This is a genomic window from Dankookia sp. GCM10030260 (assembly GCF_042666655.1).
In the GTDB taxonomy this organism is placed as follows: Bacteria; Pseudomonadota; Alphaproteobacteria; order Acetobacterales; family Acetobacteraceae; genus Paracraurococcus.
Window position 1 is genome coordinate 86,306 of record NZ_JBHTDE010000010.1, and the last position, 25,680, is coordinate 111,985.

Genomic DNA, 25,680 nt, shown 5'->3' on the forward strand with positions numbered 1-25,680 from the left:
GCAGGCGGGTACCATGGACGCGAGTGAGCCGCAGGCGGCGGAGACCGCCGCTGCGACGACGGTGGAATCCTACGATATCGCGCAGGTCATGCGCGCGATTCCGCATCGCTATCCCTTCCTGATGGTCGACCGTGTGGTGGAGGTGCACAAGAACGTCTCCGCCATCGGCATCAAGAACGTCACCATCAATGAGAATTTCTTCCAGGGGCATTTCCCTGAGCATCCGGTGATGCCCGGCGTCCTGATCATCGAATGCATGGCGCAGACAGCGGCCGTGCTGGTGGTGGAGACCTTGGGGCCGGAGGCGCGCGGCAAGCTGGTCTATTTCATGACCGTGGAGAACGCGAAATTCCGCAAGCCGGTGGTGCCCGGCGACCAGATGCGCGTCCATGTCGTCAAGGAAAAGCAGCGCGCCAATATCTGGAAATTCCATGCCGAGGCCAAGGTTGATGGGAAGGTGGTTGCGGAAGCCACCTATGCCGCGATGATCCTGGACCGTTGAACGCCTTGTCCCCCCTGGGCCTGACCGGCGTCGACCCGACGGCGTCCATCGCGCCGAACGCATCCGTCGCAGCCGGTGCCGTCATCGGCGCCGGCTGCCGCATCGGCCCATTCTGCACCGTCGGGCCGGAGGCCGTACTCGAGGCAGGTGTCGAGCTCGTCTCGCATGTCGTGGTGGACGGCGCGACGCGGATCGGCGCCGGCACCAGAGTGCTGCCCTTCGCCTCGATCGGCACGCCGCCGCAGGACCTGAAATACAAGAATGAGCCGACCCGCTGCGAGGTCGGGCCGAAGGGCCTGATCCGCGAGGGTGTCACCATCCACCGCGCCAGCGTCGGCGGCGGTGGCGTGACCAGGGTCGGCGCCGGCTGCATGCTGATGGCGCAGGCGCATGTGGCGCATGACTGCATCCTCGGCGACGGCGTCATCCTGGCCAACAACGTCATGCTCGGCGGCCATGTGCTGGTCGGCGACGGCGCCTTCATCGGCGGCGGTGCGGCGGTCCACCAGACGGTGCGGATCGGCCGGTTGGCGATGGTCTCGGGCCTCGCCGGCGTCACCAACGACATTCCGCCCTTCGGCTATGTCTTCGGCCTGCCCGCGCGGCTGGTCGGCTTCAACAAGATCGGCCTGCTGCGCCGCGGCGCCTCGCGCGACCAGCTCCGTACGCTGCGGCTGGCCAACAACCTGCTGTTCAAGGATGCGGGCGAGTTTTCCGCCAAGGTCGAGCAGGCGGCGACCCGCTGGCCGGACGAGGCGCTGGTGCAGGAGGTCATCGCCTTCGTGCGCGACATGACGCGGCGCCGCCAGCTGGTGCGACCGGGCCGCATGACGGCGCCGGAACTCGGCGGCACCGACGAGGAGAACGGGGAGGGCGCGTGAGCCTCCCCCCCGGCAGCAAGATCGGCCTCGTCGCCGGCGGTGGCCAGATGCCGTTGCGCGTGGTCACCGCCGCCCGCGCCGCGGGGCATGACGTCTTCGCCCTGCTGATCGAGGGCTGGGCCGATCCGGCGGAGTTCGGCCATGTGCCGCATGCCATGGTCAAGGTCGGCGCGGTCGATGATGCCTATGCCAAGTTCCGTGCCCAGGGCGTACGGCACCTGGTCATGTGTGGCCGGGCGCATCGCCCGTCGCTGACCTCCCTGGCGCCGGGCGGTGGCATGATCAAGCTGCTGGCGCGCATCGGCTCGGCCGCCTTCCAGGGCGACGACGGGCTGCTGAAGGCCATGGTGCGGGTGGTGGAGGAGGATGGCTTCACCGTCCTGCCGGCCCAGGCCATCGTCCAGGATGCGCTGCCGCCGGCCGGCCTGCTGACCGCAGCCGCCCCCGATGCCCGGGCCCGTGCCGACATCGCGCGCGGCATCGCCGTGGTCCGCGCCCTCGGTGCCGTCGATGTCGGCCAGGGCGCCGTGGTGCAGCAGGGCCTTGTCCTCGGCGTCGAGGCCATCGAGGGCACCGATGCCTTGCTCGACCGTTGTGGTGGCTTGCGACGGGACGGTGCGGGCGGCGTGCTGGTGAAGCTGGTCAAGCCCGGGCAGGATCGCCGCATCGACCTGCCGACCATCGGGCCGGTGACCATCGCGCACGCGGCGGCGGCCGGGCTCGCCGGCATCGCCATCGAGGCGGGCGGGACGATCGTCGTCGATCGGGCGACGACCGTCGCGGCTGCCGACCAGGCGGGGCTCTTCATCCTCGCCTTGGACCCGAACACTTTCGAGGAGACCCCGCCATGAGCAAATTCCTGCACACCATGATCCGCGTCGGCAATCTCGACCGCAGCGTGAAGTTCTACACCGACCTGCTGGACATGAAGGAACTGCGCCGCCGCGACGTGCCGGATGGCAAGTACACGCTGGCTTTCCTCGGCTATGGCGAGGGCAATGCCGAGGGCCAGGGCGAGATCGAGCTGACCTACAACTATGGCGTCGACAAGTACGAGCAGGGCAATGCCTTCGGCCACCTCGCGGTCGGCCTGCCGGACGTCGCCGCGGCCTGCGAGAAGGTCCGCGCCGGGGGGGGCAAGGTGACGCGCGAGGCGGGCCCGGTGAAATTCGGCACCACCATCATCGCCTTCGTCGAGGACCCGGACGGCTACAAGATCGAGCTGATTCAGCGCTGAGGCCAAGGTTCGCCCGCGTGTCGGGCCTTGCCGACCCTTTCGGCCTGCTGCGCGACGCGGCCTATGGCGCCGAACGCCTCGGCCGGTCGCTGATCGGCCAGGATCGTATCCGGCTTGCCGTCACCGGCCTGACGCGGGCGGGGAAGACCGTCTTCCTCACCTCGCTGCTGGCCAACCTGCTGGCGGCGGGGCGCGGGCAGCGGACCCTGCCGGCCTTGGAACAGGCCGCCGGCGGCCGGCTGCGCGCGGTACGCCCGGTGCCGCCGGGCATCGAGGGCCTGCCGCGCTTCGACGTGGCGGCGCATCTCGCGGCCCTTGCTGCCGACCCGCCATCCTGGCCGGCGCGGACCGAGGACCTCTCGACCCTGGAACTGACCCTCGAGCTCGACCGGCAATCCATGCTGGCCGGGCTGTTGGGAACGCGGAGCGTGACGCTCGAGCTGCTCGACTATCCCGGCGAATGGCTGCTCGACCTGCCGATGCTCAACCAGGATTTCGCCAAGTGGTCGGCGGCGACCCTGGCGCGGTTGCGGCGGCCGGGCCATGCCGGGGCGATGGGCGAGTTCCTTGGCTTCGTCGACAGCCTGCCACCGGGTGTCACGGCCGAGGACAGCCTGGTGCGGCGCGGCTTCGCGCTCTACCGCGACGCGCTGCGGGCCTGCCGCGACCAACTCGGCTTCCGCTTCCTGCAGCCGGGCCGGGTGTTGAACCCCGGGCCGCGCGGGGAGACGCCGCTGCTGTGGTTCTTCCCGCTGCCGGTCGCGGCGCGCGGCGGCCTCGCCGCGCTCATGGCCGAGCGCCACCGCGCCTATGTCGAGGCGCAGCGGCGCGAGTTCTTCGAGCCCTATTTCCGCCGCTTCGAACGCCAGGCGGTGCTGGTCGACGTGCTCGGCGCGCTGCATGCCGGCCAGGCCGCCTTCGACGACACCGCCGAGGCACTGGCCGCCATCGCCGAGGCGCTGCGCTATGGCGGCGGCTGGCTGGACTGGCTGACCGGCGCCGGCGTGGATCGCGTCGCCTTCGTCGCCACCAAGGCGGACCATGTCCCGGCGCGGCAGCGGGACGCGCTTTCAGCGCTACTCGGGCACTTGGTCACCGCGCCGCAGGGTCGGGCGACCAGCGCGGGCGTCACCACCAGCGTGCACGCGCTGGCCTCGGTCCGCTGCACCGAGGACGACGTGGCGACGCTGGACGGCCGCCCGGTCGCCGCGGTGCGCGGCCTGCTGCTGTCCAGCGGCCGCAGCGCCAAGGTCTATCCCGGGGAGATTCCGCTGCGCCCGCCGGAGGCCGGCTTCTGGGACCACGGCTTCTTCGAGATGCCGGAGTTCCAGCCGCCGCGCCTGGATGCGGCGGGCGGCGCGGGCGTGCCGCATCTCGGCCTCGATGCGCTGCTGGCGGCGCTGATCGGAGACGTGCTGTGACAGCGTCGGATGACCGTGGCGGCGACGGCCGCGGAGGGCCGACCCGGCCGCGCGGGACCCAGCCGCCGCGCGGTCCGCGGGTGATTCCGGAGGACGGGCCGATCCCCGTCTCGCCGCGCGACTTGCCGCGGGCCGAGCCGCCGCCCTTGCCGGGCGGCCCGCGGGTGATCCTCGACGAGCAGGACGGGCCGGCGGCGCGGCTCGACTTCCAGTGGGAACAGGCGGTGGTGCCGGTCGCGACGCCGCGGCCTTCGGTGCGCTGGTCCGGCATCGGCCGCGCCATCGGCGGGCTGGCCCTGCTGGGCGGCGGGCTGGCGGCGCTGGATGCCGCCAATTTCGTCATGGACCAGTTCGGCCGCGGCGCGGTGCAGGGCTGGGCGACGCTCGGTGTCGTCGCCGGCGGCGTGGCGCTGCTGGGCTCCGGCCTGTGGCGGGAGATCCGCGGCCTGGCGTCGATCCGGGCGGTCGACCGCGCCCGCGCCGCCTTCGCCCGCGGCGACCTGCCGGCAGCCAAGGCCGAGACGCTGCGCTGGGCCGCTTCCGTGCAGGATCTCGCGCCGTTGCAGCCGGCGATCCGTGGTGCTGCGAGCATCGCGGAGCTGGGCGCGCTGCTGCAGCCGGCGCTGGCGCAGCTGGAAGCCCGCGCCGGGGCGCTCGGCCGCAACGCCGCGGTGCAGAGCTTCGCGGTGACGGCGATCAGCCCCTCGCCGGGGCTGGATGCGCTGGTCTTCGCCTGGCGCGGCGTGCGGCTGGTGCGTCAGGTGGCGGCGCTGCACGGACTGCGGCCCGGCCTGGCCGGTACGCTGGCGCTGCTGCGGCGGACCCTGCAGGACGCGGCCATGGTGGCGGCGACCGACGTGGCGGTGGATGCCGCGGCGCGGGCGCTGCTGTCGAACCGGCTGCTGGAGCAATTCGCCGGCGAGGCCGCCGCCGGCGCGGTCGCGGCGCGGCGGATGCTGCGCCTTGCCCGCGTCGCGGCGGAGGCCTGCCGCGTGCTGCCGCCGGGCTAGGCGCGAAGGCTTGAGGCGGAATTGCCGAAAAGCTTTCGTCGCGCGACCCAACGGACGCCAGAGCATGAGGCGTGAGCGAAGCCGAACGCATCATGCTCTGGCTATTCCGGCACGATCCCCGCCTTGGCGACGATCGCGCGCCACTGCGTGGTGTCTCGCCGCAGCTGCGCCATGTAGTCGGCCGGGCTGCTGGCGACCACCGTGTAGCCCTGCGCCACCAGCTTCGCCTGCAGCGGCGCCTCCCGCGCCGGGGCGATCAGCAGGGCATGCAGCCGCGCCGTGATCTCGGGCGGCAGGCCGGCCGGGGCGATGAAGCCCCAGAGGCCGAGCACGTCGATGGCGGGGAAGCCGGCCTCCGCCATGCTCGGCACCTCTGGCAGCAGCGGCGTGCGCGCCGCGCCGGTGACCGCGATCGCGCGCAGCCGGCCGGACTGCACATGGCTCAGCGAGGAGGACAGGGCAGCGATGCCATAGGGCACGTCGCCGGCGACCAGCCCGGTCAGCTGCGGCCCGCCGCCGCGATAGCCCACCGGGGTAAAGTCCCGCCCCGTCGCCAGCCGCATCTGCACCACAGCAAGGTGGGATGGCGTGCCGATGCCGCCATGCGAGACGGCCAGCCCCGGCCGTGTCGCCGCCTGCGCGACCAGGTCCGCCATGTCCCGCGCCGTGCCGCTCGGATGCGCCAGCAGCAGGCCGGGGGAGGTGACCGCGAGGCCGATCGCCGTGACGTCGCGCTCGACGTCGTAGGGCGGCTTCTCCTTCAGCAGGGACGGGTTGACCACCAGGGCATTGTCGTTGGTGCCGACCGTGTGGCCGTCCGGCGCGGCGCCCAGCACCGCCTGCGTGCCCGGCACGCTGGCGCCGCCGCCGCGGTTCTCCACCAGGAAACCCTGGCCGGACAATTCGGAAGCATGCTGCGCCAGCATGCGGGCGACGATGTCGCTCGACCCGCCCGGGCCATAGGGGACGACGATACGGACCGGGCGGGTCGGGAAGGCACCGGTCTGGGCCCGCGCCACCCAGGGCAGGGCGAGGCCGGCGAGCAGGCCGCGGCGATGCATTCCCTCAGCCTTCCAGCCGGACATTGGCGATGCGGGCAACCTCGCGCCACTGGGCGATCTCGCGCCGCACGAAAGCGCCGAATTCGTCGGGCGTGCCGGGCGCCGCGGTGCCGCCCAACTCGATGAAGCGGGCCTGCACAGCAGATTCCCGCAGGATGGCGTTGAGGTCGGCATTCACCTTGCGGGTGATGGCATCGGGCAGGCCGGCGGGGCCGCAGAGGCCGGTCCAGCCATAGGCGCCGTAGCCCGGCGCGACCGTCTCGGCGATGGTCGGCACGTTGGGCAGTTGCGGCGCGCGCTCGGGCGTGGTGACCGCGATGGGGATCACCTTGCCGGCCTGGATGTTGCCTAGCGCGGAGGCGATGCTGTCGAACATCAGCGGCACGTTGCCGGCCAGCAGGTCGGCCAGGGCCGGAGCGCTGCCGCGGTAGTGCACCATGTTGAATTTCGTCCCGGTGCGATGGGCGAACAGCTCGGCCGACATGTGCTGGCTGGTCGCCGGGCCGGCGGTGGCGAGGTCGATGCCGCCGGGCTTCGCCTTGGCCGCGGCGACGATCTCCGCCGCCGTGCGGTGGGGGAAGCTTGGGTGCGCCACGATCAGCAGCGGCAGCACGACGACATTGCCGATGAAGGCGAAGTCCTTCTCGGCGTCGTAGGGCAGCCGCGGCAGTACCGAAGGGTTCACCCCCAGCGTGCCTGACGTGCCGGCGGTCAGGGTATAGCCGTCCGGGGCGGCACGGGCGCCGGCTTCCAGCGCCGGGGCACCGGCACCGCCGCCGCGGTTCTCCACCACCACGCGCTGCGGCCAACGGCGTGACAGCTCATCGGCATAGAGCCGTGTGAAGATGTCGGCCGCCTGGCCGGGCGGGAAGGGGACGATGATGCGGACCGGCTTCTCCGGCCACATGCCCTGGGCCTTCGCGCCGATCGTGGCCATGCCTGCCGCTGCTGCCAGCGCCCCGCGCCTGGTCCATGCCATGCCTGTTGCTTCCCCCGTGTTTGCCGCAGGATAGGGTCGGGCAAGGGACCAGGGGAAGCGGATCATGTCGCAGTCGAATTCCGTCCGGATCGCGGTATTGCCAGGCGACGGCATCGGGACGGAGGTCACCGAGGCGACGCTGGCGGTGCTGGAGCCGCTGGGCAGGCGCCATGGCATCGGTATCAAGACCGAAATGCTGCCGGCCGGTGCCTTCCACTATCAGGCGACCGGCGACGGCTTCCCCGAGAGCAGCTTCAAGGCGGCGGAGGCGGCGGATGCCATCCTGCTCGGCGCCATGGGCTGGCCCGGCATCCGCCAGGCGGACGGGACGGAGATCGCGCCGCAGCTCGACCTGCGATTCCGGCTGAATCTCTATGCCGGGGTGCGGCCTGTCAGGGCCATTCCCGGCGTGCCGGTGGCCCTCGCCCATCCCCGGGCGCGGGAGATCGACCTGGTGCTGATCCGCGAGAGCACGGAAGGGCTGTTCCATTCCCGTGGCAAGGGGCTGGTGACGGCAGAGTATGCCGAGGAGACGCTGCGGATCACCCGCAACACGACCGAGAGGCTGTCCCGCTTCGCCTTCCTGCTGGCGCAGCGGCGCGCGCAGACGCGCGGCCGCAGGGGCCGGGTGACGCTGGTGGACAAGGCCAACGTGTTCCGCGCCTTCGCCTTCATGCGCGGCGTTTTTGACGAGGTGGCGAAGGACTTCCCCGAGGTCGAGAGCGCGCACCACTATGTCGATGCCATGGCGCTCGACCTGGTCCGCAAGCCCTGGGAATTCGACGTGTTGCCGACGGAGAACATGTTCGGCGATATCCTGTCGGATCTCGGCGCCGGCCTGGTGGGCGGAATGGGCTTCTCGCCGAGCGCCGATATCGGCGACGACCATGCAGTCTTCCAGCCGGCGCATGGCACGGCGCCGGACATCGCCGGGCAGGGCATCGCCAATCCGACGGCGACGCTGCTCTCGGCGGCGATGATGCTGGACTGGCTGGCGGCGCGGGGCGCGGGCCAGGGCTTCGCCGATGCCGCGGCCGAGCTGGAGGCCGCGGTGGACGCAGCCTTCGGCGCCGGGCTGCGGACCGCCGATATCGGCGGCCGGGACGGCACCGCCGAGGTGGCGAAGGCGGTCGTGGCACGCATCGGCGGGTGATCACCCGCGCCGACAGGCGCGTTCTCACGCGACGCGCCCTGCTGGACGGCGTCGCCGCCGCCGGCGGGGCGCGGGCGGTGATCGCCACCCTGGCGGCGCTGGGCGGGCTGGAGGCGACGCCGGCACGTGCCGCGGCGCCCGCCCTGCCACGCGACGGACGCCGCGTTCTGGTGGTGGGGGGCGGCATCGCCGGGCTGGTCGCGGCGCTGGAGATGCAGCGGGCCGGCTGGTCCGTGCGGCTGCTGGAGGCGGCACCGCGGGTCGGCGGCCGCTGCATGACGCTGCGCGGCGGCGACACGGTGGAGGAGATCGGCGGGCCGGTCCAGCGCGTCGGCTGGGATGCCGCGCCGCATCTCTATTTCAATCCCGGCCCGGCGCGCATCCCGCACCATCATCGCGGCATCCTCGGCTACTGCAAGGCGCTCGGCGTGCCGCTGGAGGTGCTGGTCAACGAGAACCGCGCGGCGCTGGTCGATGCGCCGGGCGGGCCGGTGCCGCTGCGGCGGGTGCAGGCCGATCTGCGCGGCATGGTCGCGGAACTGGCGGTGAAGGGGCTGGGCGCCGGCGGGCTCGGCCTGCCGGTGGGCGAAGCCGACCTGGCGCGGCTGCGGCAGGCGCTGCGGTTCTGGGGTGGGCTCGATGCGGAATCGCGCTATCGTGGCAACGCGCGCGCCGGGTGGGCGGCGGGGCCAGGCGCGGGGCCGGTGCCGCCGACGCCAAACGCGCCGCTCGATCCCCGCGTGCTGATGAGCCCCGAGATCTGGCTCGCGGCGAGCTTCGCCGAGGGCATCGACTACCAGGCGACGATGCTGCAGCCGGCCGGCGGGATGGACCGTATTGCCGGAGGCCTGGCGCGGGCCTTGGGCGACGCGGTGGTGACCGGGGCGGAGGTGCTGTCGCTGCGGCGCGTCGAGGGCGGCGTCCGGGTCACCTGGCGCGGCGTGGACAGCGCGGTGCGGGAGGAGGCGGCGCCGCTGGTGCTGCTGGCGCTGCCGGCGCCGGTGCTGGCGGCGCTGGACACGGATTTCTCCACCGGACGGCGCGCGGCACTGGCGGGGCTGCACCAGTCGGCGGCGGCGAAGCTCGCCTTCCTGGCCGAGCGGCGGTTCTGGGAGGAGGACGCGGCGATCTATGGCGGCATCTCCTGGACCGGGCGGGATGCGACGCAGGTCTGGTATCCGAGCCACGGCTTCCATGGCGACAAGGGCGTGCTGGTCGGCGCCTATATCTGGGACGACGCCGTCGCGGCACGCTTCGCGTCGATGAGACTTGAGGCCCGCGCCGCGGCGATGGCGGCGGATGGCGAGGTCCTGCATCCCGGCTATGCGCGGCAGGTTTCATCGCCGGTCTCGGTCGCCTGGGCACGCATGCCGCGGGCGCAGGGGGCCTGGGCGGAATGGACGGCGGCGCAGCGGACACGCGATTACCCGCTGCTGCGCACCTCCGAGGGCCCCTACCACTTCGCCGGCGACCACCTCTCCTGGCTGCCCGGCTGGCAGGAAGGCGCGGTGCTTTCAGCCTGGGACGCGCTGGAAGGACTCGCGGGCACACGGAAATAGTCGATGGGGATCACGGAGAATGCCGTTTCCCCGAAGGCATTGCGCCCGTGATGCTGAGCAACGCAAGAGCGAACGCCAAGGGCCGGCCAGGTCGGCGGCGCAGGCAGCCGTGCCAACCGGTCCGTGCCGGCGCCTGGGGCATTGGGCACCGGCGGTACAACAGCCTGTCTGCGCCGCTCCCCCGCCACTGCTGCGACGCCCAGCGGCACCTTCCCTGGCGTGCCGGCATGCCTGGCGTCCCCTTGGCGGAAGGGCGCAATCGCGATTCGAACCCGCGCTTTCCGCACCCGCTGCCGCGGTGGTAGGATTGCATTCCACGGCCAAGAAAGGGACAATCCCATGTCGAGCGCAGAGACCTTCGCGCAAGCGGGGCTGGAGGTGGTGCCGACCGGTGCCGCGCTCGGCGCCGAGGTCAGGGGCGTCGACCTCCGCCGGCTGGCCGAGGTGGAATTTGCCGCGGTCCTCGACGCCTGGCACACCCATGCGGTGCTGCTGTTCCGCGGCCAGAGCCTCACGCCGGACAATCTCATCGGCTTCAGCCGGCGCTTCGGCGGGCTCGACCACGCGCCGGTGCAGGAGCATGGCCAGAGCATCGTCGCTGGGCGGCCGGAGCTCTACATCGTCTCCAACGTGCTCGACGACGCCGGCAAGCCGATCGGCAGCCTCGGCAACGGCGAGGCGGTGTGGCACACCGACATGTCCTACCTGCCGCGGCCGCCCAAGGCCTCGATGCTCTATGCGCTGGAAATCCCGCCCGTCGGCGGCGACACGCATTTCGCCAGCATGTATGCGGCCTATGACAGCCTGCCGCCGGCGCTGCGGGCGCGAGCGCAGGGGCTGATGGTGAAGCATGACGGCACCTACAACAGCGGCGGCTTCGTCCGCGCCGGCGTGACGCCGACAGACGACCCGCGCACGGCGCCGGGGCACCTGCATCCGCTGGTCTGCCGGCACCCGGAGACGGGCCGGTCCATGCTGTATCTTGGGCGGCGGCGGATGGCCTATATCGACGGACTGTCACTGCCCGAGAGCGAGGCGCTGCTCGACGAGTTGTGGTCCTACGCGACCCAGCCGGCGCTCTGTTGGAAGAATGCCTGGCGGGTCGGCGACCTGGTGCTGTGGGACAACCGCTGCACCATGCACCGGCGCGACCCGTTCGATGCGGCGGCACGGCGGGTCATGCACCGCACGCAGGTGAAGGGCGAGGCGCCGCCGATGGCGTGAGCCGGGGCGCGCCGGCCGCTCAGTCGATCTGCAGGTTCATCTTCTTCAGCACCGGCGCCCAGCGTGCCGCCTCGGCCTTGAGGAAGGCGTCGTACTCCTCCGGACCGGTGCCGAGGGCGAATTGCCCCTCGGCCAGCAGCCGGTCCCGGAAGCCGGGATCCTGCAGCGCGGTCGCCGCTGCCTGGGACAGCCGGTCGATCGCCGTGCGGGGCGTCCTGGCCGGCACCGCCAGGCCGAAATAGGTCTGTGCCACCGTATCCGAAGCGAATTCCAGGAAGGTCGGGATGTCCGGCGTGACCGGCATGCGCCGCTCCCCGGTCCAGCCGAGGATGCGGCCCTGGCCGTTGCGATGCGGCTGGATGGCGCTCGCCCCGCCGACCACCAGCAGGTCCAGCGTGCCGGCGAGGAAGTCGTTCAGCTGCTGCGCATCGCCCCGGTAGGTGACGTCCTGCATCCGGATGCCGAGCCGGTCGGCAACCAGGACGGCGGCGATGTTGTTGAAGCTCGATGGCCCGTTGGTGCCGTAGTTCAGCTGCCCCGGTCTCGCCTTCGCCAGCGCGACGAATTCGGGGATGGTGGCCGGCAGCGTGTTCTGCACCAGGAAGGCGAAGGGCAGGGTGGAGAGCAGGGAGACCGGCGCGAAGTCGGACAGCTTGTAGGACAGGTTCCGCATCAGCAGCGGGTTCAGCGTCAGCGTCGTGCCTGAATTGACGATGGCAGTGAAACCGTCGGGCGCGGCCCTCGCCACCGCCTCGGCGCCCACGACCGTCGCCCCGCCGGGGCGGTTCTCCACCAGCACCGGCTGGCCCAGCGACGCCTGCATGCGTTCCGCCAGCAGCCGGCCCATGAAGTCCGTCGAACCCCCGGGCGGGAAGGGGACCACCAGGGTGATCGGCCGCGCCTGGGCCAGCGCCGGTGCCGCCAGCCCGGCCGCACCCAGGGCCAGAAGGGGCCGCCGCCCGAGCATGGTCCGCCGCATGTTTGCCTCCCCATCCCTTGCCGGCAGGCTGCCACGCCCGGGCCTTGGCGGGAATGCCCCGCGCTTGACGCCGGCCCCGCCGCCCCCCGCTAATGGGGTCCTGAGGAGGATTACCATGTCCGAGCATATCCGCGTCTCGGTGGCCGACGGCGTCTGCACCGTGGCCATGCACCGGCCCGAGAAGAAGAATGCGCTGACCCGCGAGATGTATCTCGGCCTGGCCGAGGCGATCGAGCGCAGCGCCGCCGATCCCGCGGTCCGCTGCCTGCTGCTGACCGGGACGGCCGAGGTCTTCTGTGCCGGCAACGACATCGGCGACTTCCAGAAGCCGCGCCCGGCCGAGGACCCGGACGCGCCCGGGCCCAGCCACCGCTTCTATTTCGGCCTGGCGAATTTCGAGAAGCCGGTGGTCGCCGCGGTGCACGGCCTCGCCATCGGCATCGGCTGCACCATGCTGCTGCATGCCGACATCGTCTATGCCGCGCCCGAGGCGCGATTCCGGCTGCACTTCGTCGATCTCGGCCTGGTGCCGGAGCTCGGCGCCTCCCGCCTCGTCCCCTGGCTGGTCGGCAAGCACAAGGCGGCGGAACTCATGCTGCTCGGCGAGTTCTTCGATGCCGCCGCGGCCGAACGCATGGGCTTCGTCAACCGCATCCTAGACCGCGCCGAGCTGCTGCCGAATGCCACCGCGACGGCGCAGGCGCTAGCCGCCAAGCCGCAGGAAGCGATGCGGCTGACCAAGCGGCTGCTGCGCCCCGACATGCCGCCGCTGATCGCGCGCATGGAGGAGGAGCGCGAGATCCTCGCCGAGCGCCTGCGCGCGCCGGAAACCCAGGCCATCATGGCCAATGTCTTGAAGCCCAAGCGTTAGAAGGACGCCGCCGCATGTCGCTGCTGGATATGGTGAAGGGCCGGCTCTCGCTGCCCGTCATCGGCTCGCCGCTGTTCATCATCTCGGTGCCCGACCTGGTGGTGGCGCAATGCACCGCGGGCATCATCGGCGCGATGCCCTCGCTGAATGCCCGGCCCGCCGAGCTCTTCGAGGAATGGGTGATCGAGATCAAAGAACGCCTCGCCGCGCACGACGCGCGGCATCCGGACCGGCCGGCGGCGCCCTTCGCCATCAACCTCATCGTGCACAAGTCGAACGACCGGCTGGAGCACGACCTGGCCATCTGCGTGAAGCAGAAGGTGCCGCTGATCATCAGCAGCCTCGGCGCCCGGCCGGAGGTGAACCAGGCGATCCATTCCTACGGCGGCTACATCCTGCACGACGTGATCAACCAGCGCTTCGCGCACAGTGCCATCGACAAGGGTGCCGACGGGCTGGTGCTGGTCTCGGCCGGCGCCGGCGGGCATGCCGGGGCGTTGTCGCCCTTCGGCTTCCTGCAGGAGACGCGGGAATGGTTCGACGGCCCGATCGCGCTCTCGGGCGCCATCGCGCATGGCCGCTCGATCCTGGCGGCCGAGGCGCTGGGCGCCGACTTCGCCTATATCGGCAGCGCCTTCATCGCCACGCAGGAAGCCCGGGCGCAGCCCGACCAGCAGCAGATGATCGTCGAGAGCGGCGCCGAGGACATCGTCTACACCAACCTCATCACCGGCGTGCACGGCAACTACCTGAAGCCGTCGCTGAAGAAGGCCGGGCTGGACCCGGACAACCTGCCGGTCTCCGACCCGAGTGCGATGGATTTCAGCTCCGACCGCAAGAAGCGCTGGAAGGATATCTGGGGCTCCGGCCAGGGGATCGGCTCGGTCAAGGCGGTACAGCCGGCCGGCGCACTGGTGGAGCGGTTCCGACGCGAATATGCCGCGGCGCGGGCGCGGCTCGGCGTGCGCAGCCCGCTGGTGAACCCGGCCTGGGAGAAGGTGCTGGACGCGGCGGCGGCGGAATAGCCGCGCGTCAGCCGGCGTTCCAGGCCACCGGGTAGCCGATGGGGAAGGGCGTGCCGCCCTTCTCGATCGGCGCCACCTGGCGCAGCCCGGGCCTGGCCAGCAGCGGCTTCAGGATCTGCGGGATGACGGCGCGGTTGATGTGCTCGCCGAAGCAGGTGTGCATGCCCCAGCCCCAAAGGATGTATTGCGCCCAGGGGCGGTCGGTGCGGAATTCCTCCGGCGCCGCCCAGGCCAGCGGATCGAACATCGCCGACAGGTTGGCCGCCAGCACCATGGTGCCTTCGGGGATGTGCAGGGCGCGCAGCGTCCCGCGCGCGACCGTGGTGTCGCGTACCGCGCGGCGATAGATCATCGGGTTGCCGGGGTCGAAGCGCATCGCCTCGAAGACGCAGGCCGCCAGCAGCGCGTCGTCGCCGGCCCGCACGGCGGCTTGCGCGGTCGCCAGCGCGGCGGGACGCTGCAGCAATTGCGCCAGGGCCTGGGTCGTCGCCTTGGCGATGGTCGGCACGAAGCCGATCACCAGCCCGATCAGGTTGTTGCGGATGCCGAGGTCGTCCATGCCGGGCTGTCCCGCGGCTTGCAGGGCGAGGCAGCGGCCGAGGATGTCGTCGCCCCCGCTGCCCGCCGCCTTCCGCGCGGCGATGGCGCCGTCCATCCAGGCGCGGAGCCCCGCCGCCGCCGTCATCGCCTGCGCCTCAATCTTCGGGTCACCGTCGAGATCGGCGAAGAGGTACCAGAACAGGACCGTGGTCCATTCGGCCATGACCGCCTCGGACGGCCCGGGCGTGCCGAAATAGCGGTCCAGCAGATGCAGCGGGATGCGGCGCGCGAGCTCCAGCGGCACGTCCAGCCGGCCGGGCGCCGCGGCGACGATCTCCGCCGCGCGCCGGGCTGCCAGCGGCACGACCATGCCGGCCAGGTCGCCGCGGCGGACCGCGGCGCGCATGTTGGTCACGTCCCGCGTATAGGCCGCGCCGTCCTGCATCCCGAGGAAGAAGTTCTCGCCATCCGTCAGGCGCCGCATCCGTGGTTCGTAGACCACGGCGAAATCCGCCTCGTTCTCCAGCACCTCGATGACGTCGGCGTGCCGGGTGACGATGGCGGTGCCGGTATTGGCATAGGCGGCGATGTCCTGGCCGGGTTTCAGCGCGGTGGGCAGGAGGGCGCGTTGCAGGGCGAAGGCCTGCCGCTGGCCTTCGGGCGTGGCGAGCGCCGCGGCCAGGCGCGCCTTGCCTGCCGCGCCGCCGGTCAGCCCGCCGAGGAAGGGGCCGGCCAGGGCGGTCCCGGCGCTCAGCGCCGCGCCGTAATGCGCGAGGCGGATGCGGCCTGCCGCCGCGATATTGCCCAGCCAGCCCATGCTGCCCCCCGGGACCCGTGCCGAGGCATGCTAGCAGGCTTGTAACGAACCGGGTGTGCGAAAGCGCACCTGGTCTCAATCCAGTGCTGCGTGTGCGGCGTCCGCCGCCGCAGCCCGGGGCGGCCGCCGCATGAGCGGCAGCAGGAACAGCATCGCCAGGGCCAGCAGCATCAGCAGGTAGAAGTCGTTGCCATAGGCGATGATGCTGGACTGCCGGGTCACCTCGGCATTCAGCGCCGCGACGCCGGCGGGGGTGGCGGGGTCCCAGAAGCGCTGCACCCCGGGCAGCTCGAACAGCCGGTTCAGCGGCGTCACGTGCTCGGCCAGCGAGGCATGCATGATCTGGGTGTTGCGCGTCAGCAGCGCCGCCATGACCGAGATGCCGATCGCCGAGCCGAGATTGCGCAGCAGGCTGATCAGCGCGGTGCCGTCGGTCCGCAGCACGGGGTCCAGCGTGGCGAAGGCGACGAGGTTCAGCGGGATGAAGACGAAGCCGAGCCCCGCGCCCTGGATGACGGTGACCAGCATCAGCCAGTGCATCGGGATGTCGGGGGTCCAGTGCACCATGTCCCAGAGCGTCCAGGACAGCACCAGGATGCCGAAGGCCATGACCTTGCGCGGATCGAACCGGCTGGCCAGCCGCCCGGCCAGGAACATCGCCGCCATGGTGCCGAGGCCGCGTGGCGCCATCGCCAGGCCCGCGGTGAAGACCGGGTAGTCCGCCAGCGTCTGCAGATAGGGCGCCAGCAGCGCCGAGGTGGCGAAGAGGATGGCGCCGACCGCGAACATGATGCCGAGGCCCGCGCTGAAATTCCGGTCTCGGAAGATGCGCGGCGGGATGAAGGGCTTCTCGGCCAGCGCCATGTGGACCAGGAAGAGATAGAGGCCGAGCGCGGCCAGGGTCGCCTCGACCAGGATCTCGGTCGAGCCGAACCAGTTCTTGAGCTCGCCGCGGTCGAGCATGACCTGCAGCGCGCCGATGCCGAGCGCCAGCACGCCGAAGCCGAGCCAGTCGAACCGTCGTTCCGCCGCTGCGCCACCCTTCGGCAGGAAGACCATCAGGCCGAGGAAGGCCAGCACGCCGAAGGGCAGGTTGACGTAGAAGACCCAGCGCCAATTCCAGCTTTCGGTCAGGTAGCCGCCGAGGGTCGGCCCGAGGATCGGCCCGACCATGACTCCCATGCCCCAGATCGCCATGGCCTGGCCGCGCTGCTCGGGCGGGTAGATGTCGAGCATGGTGGACTGGCTGAGCGGCACCAGTGCCGCGCCGAAGGCACCCTGCAGCAGCCGGAACACCACCATCTGCTCCAGCGACTGCGCCGCGCCGCACAGCACGGAGGCCAGGGTGAAGCCGCCGACCGAACCGAGGAAGACCGCCCGTCGGCCGAACCGGGCGACGAGGAAGCCCACCGGCGCGGTCAGGATGGCGGCGGCGGTGATGTAGCTGGTCAGCACCCAGGTGATCTGGTCGGCCGAGGCCGCCAGCCCGCCCTGCATGTAGGGCAGCGCGACATTGGCGATGGTGCCGTCCAGCGCCTGCATCAGCGTCGCCACCATGGCGCAGACGGTGATCAGGCCGCGATGCGGCACCACCGGCTCGGGGGACGTCATCTCAGCCGCCGATCAGGTCGCTCAGGTGGCGTTCATGACCGGTGTCGATCGAGACCACGGCGCTCATCCCCGCGCGCAGCTTCGGCCCCTCGGCCGGCTGCTCGACGCGGATGCGGACCGGGATGCGCTGCACCACCTTCACCCAGTTGCCGGAGGAATTCTGCGCCGGCAGCACGCTGAAGGTGGAGCCCGAGGCCGGGCTGATGCTCTCCACCGCGCCGGTCCAGGTCACGCCCGGATAGGTGTCGACCGTGATGGTCGCCGCGTCGCCCGGCTTCACATGCGTCAGGTCGGTCTCCTTCGGCAGCGCGTCCACCCAGATGTTCCGATCGGAGACCAGCGCGAAGGCCGGCGTCGCCGCGCCGAGATACTGGCCCGGCTGCAGGGAGGAAACCTGCGTCACCGTGCCGGCGAAGGGCGCCCGCAGCGTGGTGTGGTCGAGCTGCCGCTTCGCCTCCGCCAGATGCGCCTGGGCGGCACGCCAGTCGGGATGCTGCTCGACCGGCGCATCCGCCTCGCCGCCCAGCTTCGCCAGCTGCACCTGGGCCTGGACGCGCAGCGATTCGAGTTGCTGCTGCGCCTGCTGCAGGCCGAAGCGGTTCTGGTCGAAGCTGGCGCGCGTCACCGCGCCGCTGTTGACGATCTGCGCCGTGCGATCGTAGCTCGCCTGGGCCAGCTGCACCGCGGCCTCCTGTGCCGCGATGTCGTGCTGGATGCGGCGATAGTCGGCCTGCATGGCGTGCAGGTTGAGCGCGGTCTGCGACACCTGCGCCGCGGCCTGCTGCACGGCGAATTCGAAAGGCGCGGCGTCCAGCTTCACGAGCACCTGGCCGGGCGTCACCACCTCGCCCTCCCGCACTGCGATCGCCCGGACGATGCCGGCGACGTCGGTGGAGACCAGCAACTTGTCGGCCTGCACATAGGCGTCGTCGGTGCCCGCATAGCGCCCGCCATGCAGCCAGACGGCACCGGCGCCGGCCACCACCGCCAGCACGCCGCCCAGCATCAGGACGGGGCGCAGCCAGCGGCGGCGCTTCGGCGGGACGGCAGCCGCCGTGCCGTCATCGGCGCTGCGCTCGGTGCGGATCGAACCCTCGGGCATCGTGGTCAGTCGCTTTCTCAGGCGGCCTCACCGGCTTCGCCGGCGGCCTGGCTCAGGTTGGACTTCATCAGCAGCAGCGCCTCGACCACCGCCTGGCGGCGCTCGGGCGACAGGCCGGCGGTGGCCTCGGCGTCGAAGGCGATCCGCACCTGGTCGATCTCGGCCAGCACCGGGTCGGCGGCAGGCGTCAGGTGCAGCCGCCAGACCCGGCGATCGGCCGGGTCGGCGCGGCGCTCGACCAGGGCGCGGGCTGCCAGCCGATCCACCAGGCGGCCGACGGTGATCGGTTCCACCTCGAGGATCTCGGCCAGCTCGCGCTGGGTCATGCCGCCGCAGCGGCGCAGCCGGACCAGGATCATCCACTGCGCCCGGGTCATCCCATGCGCCCGGGCGCGGCGGTCCGCCTGGGTTCGGATCAGCCGGGCGACGTCGTTCAGCAGGATCAGCAGGTTGGGTTCGTGCAGGTCGGGCAAGGTCTGATCCTCACGCGAGGGAATATAAGCCGCGTTATCATCAGCCCAACAGCAAACATACTTCCTACCCCCGCGGCACTCGTCACCATCCCTTGCGCATTACCTTGACCAGGGCGGCCTGATCGGCCCGCACCGGTCGGGCCATCGCGCTTGCCGCGTCGTGCGGCCAAGCCGCCGGCATCGCCGTCCGGCGCCTCCGGCTCGCGGCTGCCGGGGTCGAGGTCATCCGGGATCACCGCGCAAGACCGGCCGAGCCAGGCGTCATGCGCATCGAGCTGGGCGACACGCCGGGATGCCGGAAACGATGGCCCGAGGCCGTCTCCGCTCAGTATTCGAATTCGTAGGACAGGCCGAGCCGGTCGCCCGCCGGGCCGGTGGCGGTCTGGCCATCCAGCTTCAGCCGCGGGGTGATCTCGACCTGCACGCCGACCCCGGTCTGGCCACCCTGCGTGCCCTGCCGCACGCCGAGGAAGACGCCGGGCGCGACATAGCGCCCCGCCTCGATGGTGGGTCCCGTCTGGCCGTCCCGCTGCGTGCCGCCGGTGCCCGATTGCTGGCTGCCGGCCCCCACCCCCAACCGGTCCAGCCCCAGCAGCCCCCGCACCTTGTCCAGCGGATTGGCCGCACCGCCGCCGATGCCGGTCATCTGCGCCACGGCGCCGGCGATCTGGGCGATCTCGAAGGGCGAGAGATTGCTGGTCGCCCGGTCGAAGAGCAGCCGCGCCAGCACCTCGTCCTGCGGCAATTCGGGGGAGGAGCTGAAGCTCACCTTGGGCGCCGCCGGCGAGCCCTGGACCGCCACCGTGATGGTGGTGCTGCCGGAGGTTGCCTGCGCGCTGAGGTCGAGCGTCGGCAGCAGCGAGCCGGGCTGGAAGCCGATGCTGCCCCGCTGGAAGGTGAGTTGCCGGCCGATCAGGTTCAGCGTGCCGCGGCGCAGGGTAAGGCTGCCGCTGGGCACCGGCGCCGCGGCGGTGCCGCCGACCCTGATCTCGCCGCCCAGCTCCACGTCGACGCCGCGGCCGCGCACATAGATGCTCTGCGGCGCGCTGATGGTGACCGCGAGGTTCAACGGCGGGGCGGGCGGCGCCGGCGGGCGCGGCGGCGCCGGGGGGATGACGCCGGGCGGCAGCCGGCCGGTCTGGCGGACATTCGCCAGGGTCGGGACGCTGGCCGGCAGGGTGGTCGGGATGCGGATCTCCGCCTGCAGGATGCGGACGGTGCCGGAGACGGTGCCGCCGCCGGTGACCGGCCCCAGCACACGGATATCGGTGTTGAGCGTGGCGGTGACCAGGTCGGAGACCACGGGCCGTGCATTGCGGGCGGTCAGCGTCAGGTCGGCGGGGAAGCCCGGCGCGCCGGCATCGAGGCTGCCCTGCAGGACGATGGTGCCGTTGCCTGCGGTGCGGCCGGCGATGCGGTCGATCACCAGCCGCGTCCCATCGCCGGAGATCGTGCCGTTCAGGTCGAAGACCCGGACCCCGTAGACGGCGTTGCGGTACTCGGCGCCCGAGAGCGTCGCGCGGCCGCCGAGCCGCGGCGTCCCCAGCGTGCCATCCGCCCGCAGCGCCAAGGCGAGCCGCCCGGCCACCCTGTCGGCGCCGGCGGCGAGGAAGGGGCTTGCCAGCGGCGCCAGGTTCAGCCCGCCATCGACCGTGGCGGTCAGCGGCCCCTGCGGCCCGAAGCCCTTGGGTAGTCGCGCGGTCAGGTCGATCCGCCCGGCCGGGCCCGCATCGAGCTCGGCGCGGAGTTGCGCCGCCTCGCCGGCCAGGCTGCCCTCGGCGCGCAGCGTCAGGGCCGGCAGGCCATTCGCCCAATCGGCGCCGGCGCCGAGCCCGGTGCCGTTCAATGTCGCCTTTATCTCGGGCCGGGCCACTGGGCCGGTCGCACGGATTTCGGCAGAGAGCGTGCCCTGCGGCTTGACGTCTGGCGCGAAGCGCTCAGCCAGCGCCAAGGGCAGGGCGGCAATGGTCGCGGTGACGTCGGCGCGTTCCGGACCCCATGTGCCGCGCGTCTCGATCCGGCCACCGCGGGCGATGGCCAATGCGGTTGGCGCCAGGTCGATCCCGCCATTGCCGCCGAGCTTGACCCGGGTGGGTGCGGCCAGGCGGATGGCCTCGCCCATCGCCTGCGCCTCCAGCGCCGCCAGGTCGAGCCGCCAGCCGCCGTTGTCCTGCGCCAGCCTGCCGCGGCCGTTGACGCTACCTTCGGTGGCGCGGCCCTGGATGGTCCAATCGATGGCGGCGGGGGTGCCGGCGGCGGTCGCCTGCAGGCTGCCCTCGGTGCCGTCGAAGCCGAGCTTCGGGGCGTCGAGCCTGGCCTCGAAGCCCTGTACGCCGTCCTTCGGGGTCAGCTTTGCCTCCAGCCCCAGCCGGCCTGACAGTCCGGCAACGCCCCCCAGCTTGCCGAGCGGGGCGAGGTCGGTGGCCTCCAGCTTCGCGGTGCCGTCGAACAGCGGGCCGGCGGGTTCGAGCCGGCCGGTGACGGCGAAGCGGGCGGGACCGAGCCGCGCCTCGCCTTGTTCGATCTGCACGGCGCTGCCGTCCGGCTGGCCGCGGAAGGCGAGGGCCAGAGGCATGCCGTCCAGTTTGCCATCCAGCGTCGCGATGCCGCGTGGAGCGGATGCCGGGGTGGCGATGCGGGCATCCAAAGCGAGCGATTCCAGCACGTGCCCGGCCGCTTCGATGCGACCGGATGAAGCGCTCACGACCAGGTCCGGGTCGGTCAGCTTGCCGGTCGCCTGGACGCGGGCCGCCAGCGCGCCCTCAGACCCGGCGCCCAGCACGGCGAGGCGCGGCAGGGACAGCCGGACATCGAGCGCGATCGGTTCGGCCAGGCTTCCCACCGCCGTCAGCCGCCCCTCGGCGCCCTCCAGCACGGCGTCGAGGCTAGGCCCCGGCAGCGCGGCCTTGAGGGCAAGGCGCGGTGCCGGGCCGAGCACCGCATCGGCCTGCGCCACGCCGGTGCGCAGCGCCGCCGGCCGCAGGGTCAGGTCGAGCGCCGGCTTGGCCAGGGTGCCGCCGATCGCCGCCTGCGCATCCACCGCCTGCCAGCCGAGGCCCGGCGGCAGCAGCGCGCCGAACCGGCCGGACTCGACCAGGGCGAGCGTCGCCTTGAGGTCCAGCGCCTCGGTCGTCAGGTCGGCGGTGCCGGTGGCGGCCAGACTCCCCGCCGGCACCGTCACCGTCAGGTCCCGCAGCGCCAGCCGCTGGTCGGCGCCAAGGTCGGCATCGAGGGCAAAGGCTGCCGGAACCGCCAGCGGCGCCGCCTCGGGCGGCAGGAAGGGGGAGGCCCGTGCCTCGCCCTTGAGCGTGGCACCGAATGCGCCGTCGGGTGTCGCACGGACAACGCCTTGCGCGGTGACCTTGAAGTCAGGGCCGAGCCCGGCATCGAGGGCCAGCGCCGCGCCGCTGGCCGGACCATCCAAGGTCAGGGCGAGCGCCAGGGGCTGGTCCGGCAGGCCGGCCAGGGTCGGCCCGATGCCGCCCGGCGACTCGCGCAGCGCCAGCCTGGCCGCGAGCCGGTCCTCCGTCGGGGCGAGGGCAAGCGTCAGGCTCGCACCGCCATCCGCATCCACCCGCTTGAGGTCGAGCGCCGCCCGCAATGCGCCGACGGCCAGCGCCGCATGCCCCTCGACCGAGAAGACGGCGTCCTGCTGCAGGATCGGCGCGCCGAGCTCCAGTCGGCCGATGCCGAGATGGTCGAGCGCGACCGCGACCGGCAGGGATGGCAGTTGCGGCAGCACGGTTTCCGACGGCGGCTCGGGCGGGGCCGGCGCGTCGCTTGCGGCCGGCAGCCGGGGCAGGGCGATGCGCGCCGCCTCCAGCCGCTCGATGCGGAAGGTCCCGGTGGTCAGCGCCATCAGGTCGAGGACGATCCGTGCCTCCTCCACCGTCAGCCAGATGCCGTCCTGGTCTGCCAGGGTGATCCGCGCCGCGCCGATCCGGCCGGGGATGGGGCCGCTCAGCCCCTCGATGGCCAGGCCCGGCACCTGCGCGGCGGCCAAGCGCGCCACCGTCGCCCGGCCGCCCTCGGTATTGATCCAGGCCAGGGCGGCGCCGAGCACCAGCAGCGGCAGCCCGACCAAGGCGAGAAGGATGCCCAGCACCCACTTGAAGACGGGCCGCATCAGAAGGCCTGGCCGATGCCGACATAGAGCCCGAAGGCCGAGTTGTCCCGCTGCTTGACCAGCGGCAGCGCCACGTCCGCCCGGACCGGCCCGATCGGCGTGTAATAGCGCAACCCGGCGCCGGCCCCGACCCGCAGGTTGGTGGTGTCCGGCGCTGAACCGGTACCCACCGAGCCGGCATCGACGAAGGCCACCGCGCCGATGTCGCCCCAGACCCGCTGCCGCCATTCCAGGCTGGCTTCGATCAGGCTCGCACCCCCGTTGGGGCGATTGAATTCGTCGCGCGGACCGATCGACTGGTAGTCGTAGCCACGCACCGAGCCGCCGCCGCCGGCATAGAAGCGCTGGTGCCGCGGCACATTGGCTTGGTCGCCGCCCATCAAAGACCCGACGGTGCCGCGCACCGCGAGGATGCTTCGGCGGTCGCCCAGCACGTCCCAATAGGTGCTGCCGGTCACCCGCAACGGTGCGAAGGGCGCCGAATCGCGGAACGACCAGGACGGCGTGAGGGTGCCGCTGACCCGGTAGCCGCGCGCCGGGTCGAGCAGGCTATCGGTGCCGTCATACCGCCCGCCGAACTGGACGCCGAGGATCTGGTAGGGCGTCAGCGTCCCGCCCGGCGGCCCGATGCTGCCGAAATCCAGCACCGGCCCAAGATTGGCGCTGATCCGTTCGGAAAAGCGCCGCTCCATCAATGCCGAGAAGGTGATGGCGTCGCGGTCATAGGCCTCCAGCCGCTCCCGCAGGCCGAACAGGCTGCCGATGAAGCTCCAGTCCGGGCCGATGCTCAGGCCGAAGACGGAGGGGTCGCGATAGGTGCCGCCGATCCGGTAGGTCGACTGCCCCAGCCCGCCATTGGTGCCGAGCCGGGCAACCTCGGCTTCCAGCCGCAGCCGTTCGGCCCGGCCGAACAGGTTCCGGTGTTCCCAATAGACCCGGATGGTGGGGCCGTAATTGGTCTCGTAGGCGAGGTTCACGCCCAGGGCACGGCGGGCCCGCTCGGCCACGGTGAAGGTGACCGGCAGCCGGCCGGCCTCGTCGAGCCGCTCCGCCGCCCGGGCGCGGACCGAGCCGAAGGCGCCGAGCCCCATCAGCGACTGGCGTTCCGTCTCCAGGGCCGCCGGGCTGTAGCGCTGGCCTTCGAGCCGCGAGGCCTGGGCGCGCAGAAAGGTGGGGTCCACCTGCACCATGCCGGCGACCTCCGGTGCGGCGAAGCGGGCAACCGGGCCGGGGGCGAAGGTCCAGGCGACATTCATGGTCTTGCGGTCATGGTCGACCGTGGTTTCCCGCCGCACCATGCTGGCCAGCGGGTGGCCGGCATTCAGCAGCCGATCCAGCAGGGTTCGCTCGGCCGCCAGCACCGGCTCCGCCCGGGCCGGATCGCCTACCGCCAGGCCGAAGGGCGTCGCGGCGGCCTGGTCCACCGCGGGCTGCTCGGCCGATGCTTCGGCCCGCAGGCCGATGCGGGTGATCTGGTAGGGTTTGCCTTGATCGACCACGATCCTGATCGGCAGCGGCCGTGCCTCCGCCGCGTCCAGCCGATCCAGCATTCCCGGGTCGCCCACCGTGCCGCCGGCGAGTTCGATCCGCGTGGTGCCGGCCCAGTAGCCTTCCGACTGCAGGGCGCGCTGTAGCCTTTCGCGGTCGCCATCGGCGCGGCCGAGCACGCCGCCGGCGCTGGTCGGCGCGGAGTCCTGCAGGGCGACAAGCTGCGACACCGCCGCCAACGCCGCGTCCAGCCTTCCGTCACCGGTTGGCGCGATCTCCACCTTGTAGGGGAGCGTGTCGGGATCCGGCGGCGGTTCCTGGGCCAAAGCGAGGCCGGCGAGCAACAGGAAAGGCAGCAGGAGGCGGCGGAAGCGGGCTGGCACGGGTGCGGAAGTGTTTTCCTGGAGGGTGGTTCCCCGCGGGGATGGCACTGCAGATGGGCGCAGGCTAGGACTCTGCCATGGATGAAGCCCTCGCCCAAAACCTGACCGCCTGGCGCCGCCACCTGCACGCCCATCCGGGCCTGACCCTGCATGAGGGGGAGACCGCCGCCTTCGTCGCCGCCCGGCTGCGCGAGATGGGGGTGGAGGTCACCGAGGGGGTCGGCGGGCATGGGCTGGTCGGCACCATTCGCCGTGGCGGCAACCGCTCGGTCGGGCTGCGCGGCGACATGGATGCGCTGCCGATCCAGGAGGTCAACCCGGACCTGCCGCACCGCTCCACCATCCCCGGGGTGATGCATGCCTGCGGCCATGACGGGCACACCACCGCGCTGCTCGGCGCGGCCGCGCTGCTGACCGCCGACAAGGGCTGGGCCGGCACGGTGCAACTGGTCTTCCAGCCGGCGGAGGAAGGCGGCGGCGGCGCCCGGGCGATGATCGCCGACGGGCTGTTCTCCCGCTTCCCGATGGAGCGGATCTTCGGCTGGCACAACTGGCCGGGGCTCGAGGCCGGGACCGTCGCGGTGCACGAGCGCGCGGTGATGGCCGCCGGCGCCCGCTTCGAGATCGCCTTCGAGGGGCATGCCGGCCATGCCGCGCTGCCGCACCTGACGCGCGACCCGATGCTCGGCGCCGGGCACTGCATCGTCGCGCTGCAGTCGATCGTCGCCCGCAACGTGGACCCGATGCAGGCCGGCGTGGTCAGCGTGACGGTGGCCGAGGCCGGGTCGGCGCAGAACCAGATCGCCAACCGCGCGGTGCTGAAGGGCACGGCGCGCTGGCTCTCGGACGAGACCGGCGCGGCGATCGAGGCCGGCATGCGCCGCGTCGCCGACGGCATCGCTGCGGCCTTCGGGTTGCGGGCGGAAGTCGAGTTCAAGGTCGGCGTGCCGGTCACCGCCAATCATCCGGCCGAGCGCGACCTGGCCGCGGTGGCGGCCGGCGCCGTCACCACGGTGCGGCGCGACCTGGCGGCGGCGATGACCGGGGAGGATTTCTCCTGGTTCCTGGCCGAGGTGCCGGGCGCCTTCGTCTGGATCGGCAACGGGCCAGGCGAGGGCGGCTGCGAGTTGCACAACCCCAATTACGACTTCAACGACGCCATCCTGCCGGCGGCCAGCGGCTTCCTGGCCGAGGTCGCCAAGCGGTCGCTGGCGGGGGGCTGACCCCCGCCCGGCCGC

General features: G+C 72.2%; 21 protein-coding genes. 12 read left to right on the forward strand and 9 right to left on the reverse strand.

Annotated features, from left to right (window positions below; all coding sequences use genetic code 11):
• Positions 1–13: 13 nt before the first annotated feature.
• Genes fabZ through ACFQS7_RS23850 form a run of 6 tightly spaced genes read left to right on the forward strand, consistent with a single transcriptional unit; the run spans position 14 to position 5,051 of the window.
• Positions 14–502: a 3-hydroxyacyl-ACP dehydratase FabZ gene (gene fabZ / locus ACFQS7_RS23825; RefSeq protein ID WP_380069639.1), complete on the forward strand. Its 489-nt coding sequence runs from the start codon at positions 14–16 to the stop codon at positions 500–502.
• Complete coding sequence (gene lpxA / locus ACFQS7_RS23830; RefSeq protein ID WP_380069640.1) at positions 499–1,383, forward strand: acyl-ACP--UDP-N-acetylglucosamine O-acyltransferase; 885 nt, start codon at positions 499–501, stop codon at positions 1,381–1,383. Before fabZ ends, lpxA begins: the two co-directional genes overlap by 4 nt.
• Positions 1,380–2,234: an LpxI family protein gene (locus ACFQS7_RS23835; protein WP_380069641.1), complete on the forward strand. Its 855-nt coding sequence runs from the start codon at positions 1,380–1,382 to the stop codon at positions 2,232–2,234. The genes lpxA and ACFQS7_RS23835 overlap by 4 nt, the downstream gene beginning before the upstream one ends.
• Complete coding sequence (gene gloA, locus ACFQS7_RS23840) at positions 2,231–2,620, forward strand: lactoylglutathione lyase (protein ID WP_380069642.1); 390 nt, start codon at positions 2,231–2,233, stop codon at positions 2,618–2,620. The genes ACFQS7_RS23835 and gloA overlap by 4 nt, the downstream gene beginning before the upstream one ends.
• A gap of 17 nt (positions 2,621–2,637) precedes the next feature.
• Positions 2,638–4,041: a YcjX family protein gene (locus ACFQS7_RS23845; protein ID WP_380069643.1), complete on the forward strand. Its 1,404-nt coding sequence runs from the start codon at positions 2,638–2,640 to the stop codon at positions 4,039–4,041.
• Positions 4,038–5,051 (forward strand): DUF697 domain-containing protein, encoded by a 1,014-nt coding sequence (locus tag ACFQS7_RS23850; RefSeq protein ID WP_380069644.1) that lies wholly within the window; start codon positions 4,038–4,040, stop codon positions 5,049–5,051. The genes ACFQS7_RS23845 and ACFQS7_RS23850 overlap by 4 nt, the downstream gene beginning before the upstream one ends.
• Positions 5,052–5,152: 101 nt before the next feature.
• Here ACFQS7_RS23850 and ACFQS7_RS23855 read toward each other — a convergent pair whose 3' ends face one another.
• Entirely contained in the window at positions 5,153–6,112 is a 960-nt protein-coding gene (locus tag ACFQS7_RS23855; RefSeq protein ID WP_380069645.1) for a Bug family tripartite tricarboxylate transporter substrate binding protein, read from the reverse strand.
• A gap of 4 nt (positions 6,113–6,116) precedes the next feature.
• Positions 6,117–7,049 carry a Bug family tripartite tricarboxylate transporter substrate binding protein gene (locus tag ACFQS7_RS23860; RefSeq protein WP_380069646.1) on the reverse strand — a complete coding sequence of 311 codons (933 nt, stop codon included), beginning with the start codon at positions 7,047–7,049 and terminating at the stop codon, positions 6,117–6,119.
• A 106-nt stretch (positions 7,050–7,155) separates the two neighbouring features.
• Between ACFQS7_RS23860 and ACFQS7_RS23865 the strand changes: the two genes are divergently transcribed.
• The 3 genes from ACFQS7_RS23865 (at position 7,156) to ACFQS7_RS23875 (ending at position 11,027) form a co-directional block, all read left to right on the forward strand.
• On the forward strand, positions 7,156–8,244 hold the full coding sequence (locus ACFQS7_RS23865; RefSeq protein WP_380069647.1) for an isocitrate/isopropylmalate dehydrogenase family protein: 1,089 nt from the start codon (positions 7,156–7,158) through the stop codon (positions 8,242–8,244).
• The gene (locus ACFQS7_RS23870) at positions 8,241–9,803 is read left to right on the forward strand and encodes a flavin monoamine oxidase family protein (protein ID WP_380069648.1); all 1,563 of its coding nucleotides are present in this window, start codon (positions 8,241–8,243) and stop codon (positions 9,801–9,803) included. The genes ACFQS7_RS23865 and ACFQS7_RS23870 overlap by 4 nt, the downstream gene beginning before the upstream one ends.
• A 339-nt stretch (positions 9,804–10,142) precedes the next feature.
• Positions 10,143–11,027 carry a TauD/TfdA dioxygenase family protein gene (locus tag ACFQS7_RS23875; protein ID WP_380069649.1) on the forward strand — a complete coding sequence of 295 codons (885 nt, stop codon included), beginning with the start codon at positions 10,143–10,145 and terminating at the stop codon, positions 11,025–11,027.
• 19 nt (positions 11,028–11,046) lie between these two features.
• Here ACFQS7_RS23875 and ACFQS7_RS23880 read toward each other — a convergent pair whose 3' ends face one another.
• Positions 11,047–12,006, reverse strand: coding sequence for a tripartite tricarboxylate transporter substrate binding protein (locus ACFQS7_RS23880; RefSeq protein WP_380069650.1), 960 nt, complete (start codon positions 12,004–12,006; stop codon positions 11,047–11,049).
• Positions 12,007–12,121: 115 nt separating this feature from the next.
• Here ACFQS7_RS23880 and ACFQS7_RS23885 point away from each other — a divergent pair, with 115 nt between their 5' ends.
• Positions 12,122–12,877: an enoyl-CoA hydratase-related protein gene (locus ACFQS7_RS23885; RefSeq protein WP_380069651.1), complete on the forward strand. Its 756-nt coding sequence runs from the start codon at positions 12,122–12,124 to the stop codon at positions 12,875–12,877.
• A gap of 14 nt (positions 12,878–12,891) precedes the next feature.
• Complete coding sequence (locus tag ACFQS7_RS23890) at positions 12,892–13,902, forward strand: NAD(P)H-dependent flavin oxidoreductase (protein ID WP_380069652.1); 1,011 nt, start codon at positions 12,892–12,894, stop codon at positions 13,900–13,902.
• A 7-nt stretch (positions 13,903–13,909) separates the two neighbouring features.
• Here the strand turns inward: ACFQS7_RS23890 and ACFQS7_RS23895 are convergent, their stop codons facing one another.
• From ACFQS7_RS23895 to ACFQS7_RS23920, 6 genes are all read right to left on the reverse strand, one after another.
• Positions 13,910–15,259 (reverse strand): cytochrome P450, encoded by a 1,350-nt coding sequence (locus ACFQS7_RS23895; protein WP_380069653.1) that lies wholly within the window; start codon positions 15,257–15,259, stop codon positions 13,910–13,912.
• Between the two features lie 75 nt (positions 15,260–15,334).
• Positions 15,335–16,870 carry a DHA2 family efflux MFS transporter permease subunit gene (locus tag ACFQS7_RS23900; RefSeq protein ID WP_380069654.1) on the reverse strand — a complete coding sequence of 512 codons (1,536 nt, stop codon included), beginning with the start codon at positions 16,868–16,870 and terminating at the stop codon, positions 15,335–15,337.
• 1 nt (position 16,871) lies between these two features.
• A complete protein-coding gene (locus tag ACFQS7_RS23905) occupies positions 16,872–17,972 on the reverse strand; it encodes an HlyD family secretion protein (protein ID WP_380069655.1) in 1,101 nt (366 codons plus the stop codon).
• Positions 17,973–17,989: 17 nt separating this feature from the next.
• Entirely contained in the window at positions 17,990–18,445 is a 456-nt protein-coding gene (locus ACFQS7_RS23910) for a MarR family winged helix-turn-helix transcriptional regulator (RefSeq protein WP_380069656.1), read from the reverse strand.
• Positions 18,446–18,770: 325 nt separating this feature from the next.
• Positions 18,771–22,571, reverse strand: a complete 3,801-nt coding sequence (locus tag ACFQS7_RS23915) for a translocation/assembly module TamB domain-containing protein (protein ID WP_380069657.1) — start codon at positions 22,569–22,571, stop codon at positions 18,771–18,773.
• On the reverse strand, positions 22,571–24,442 hold the full coding sequence (locus tag ACFQS7_RS23920; RefSeq protein ID WP_380069658.1) for an autotransporter assembly complex family protein: 1,872 nt from the start codon (positions 24,440–24,442) through the stop codon (positions 22,571–22,573). Before ACFQS7_RS23920 ends, ACFQS7_RS23915 begins: the two co-directional genes overlap by 1 nt.
• Positions 24,443–24,519: 77 nt before the next feature.
• On the opposite strand from ACFQS7_RS23920, the gene ACFQS7_RS23925 reads away from it, so the two are divergent.
• On the forward strand, positions 24,520–25,665 hold the full coding sequence (locus tag ACFQS7_RS23925; protein WP_380069659.1) for an amidohydrolase: 1,146 nt from the start codon (positions 24,520–24,522) through the stop codon (positions 25,663–25,665).
• Positions 25,666–25,680: the final 15 nt, after the last annotated feature.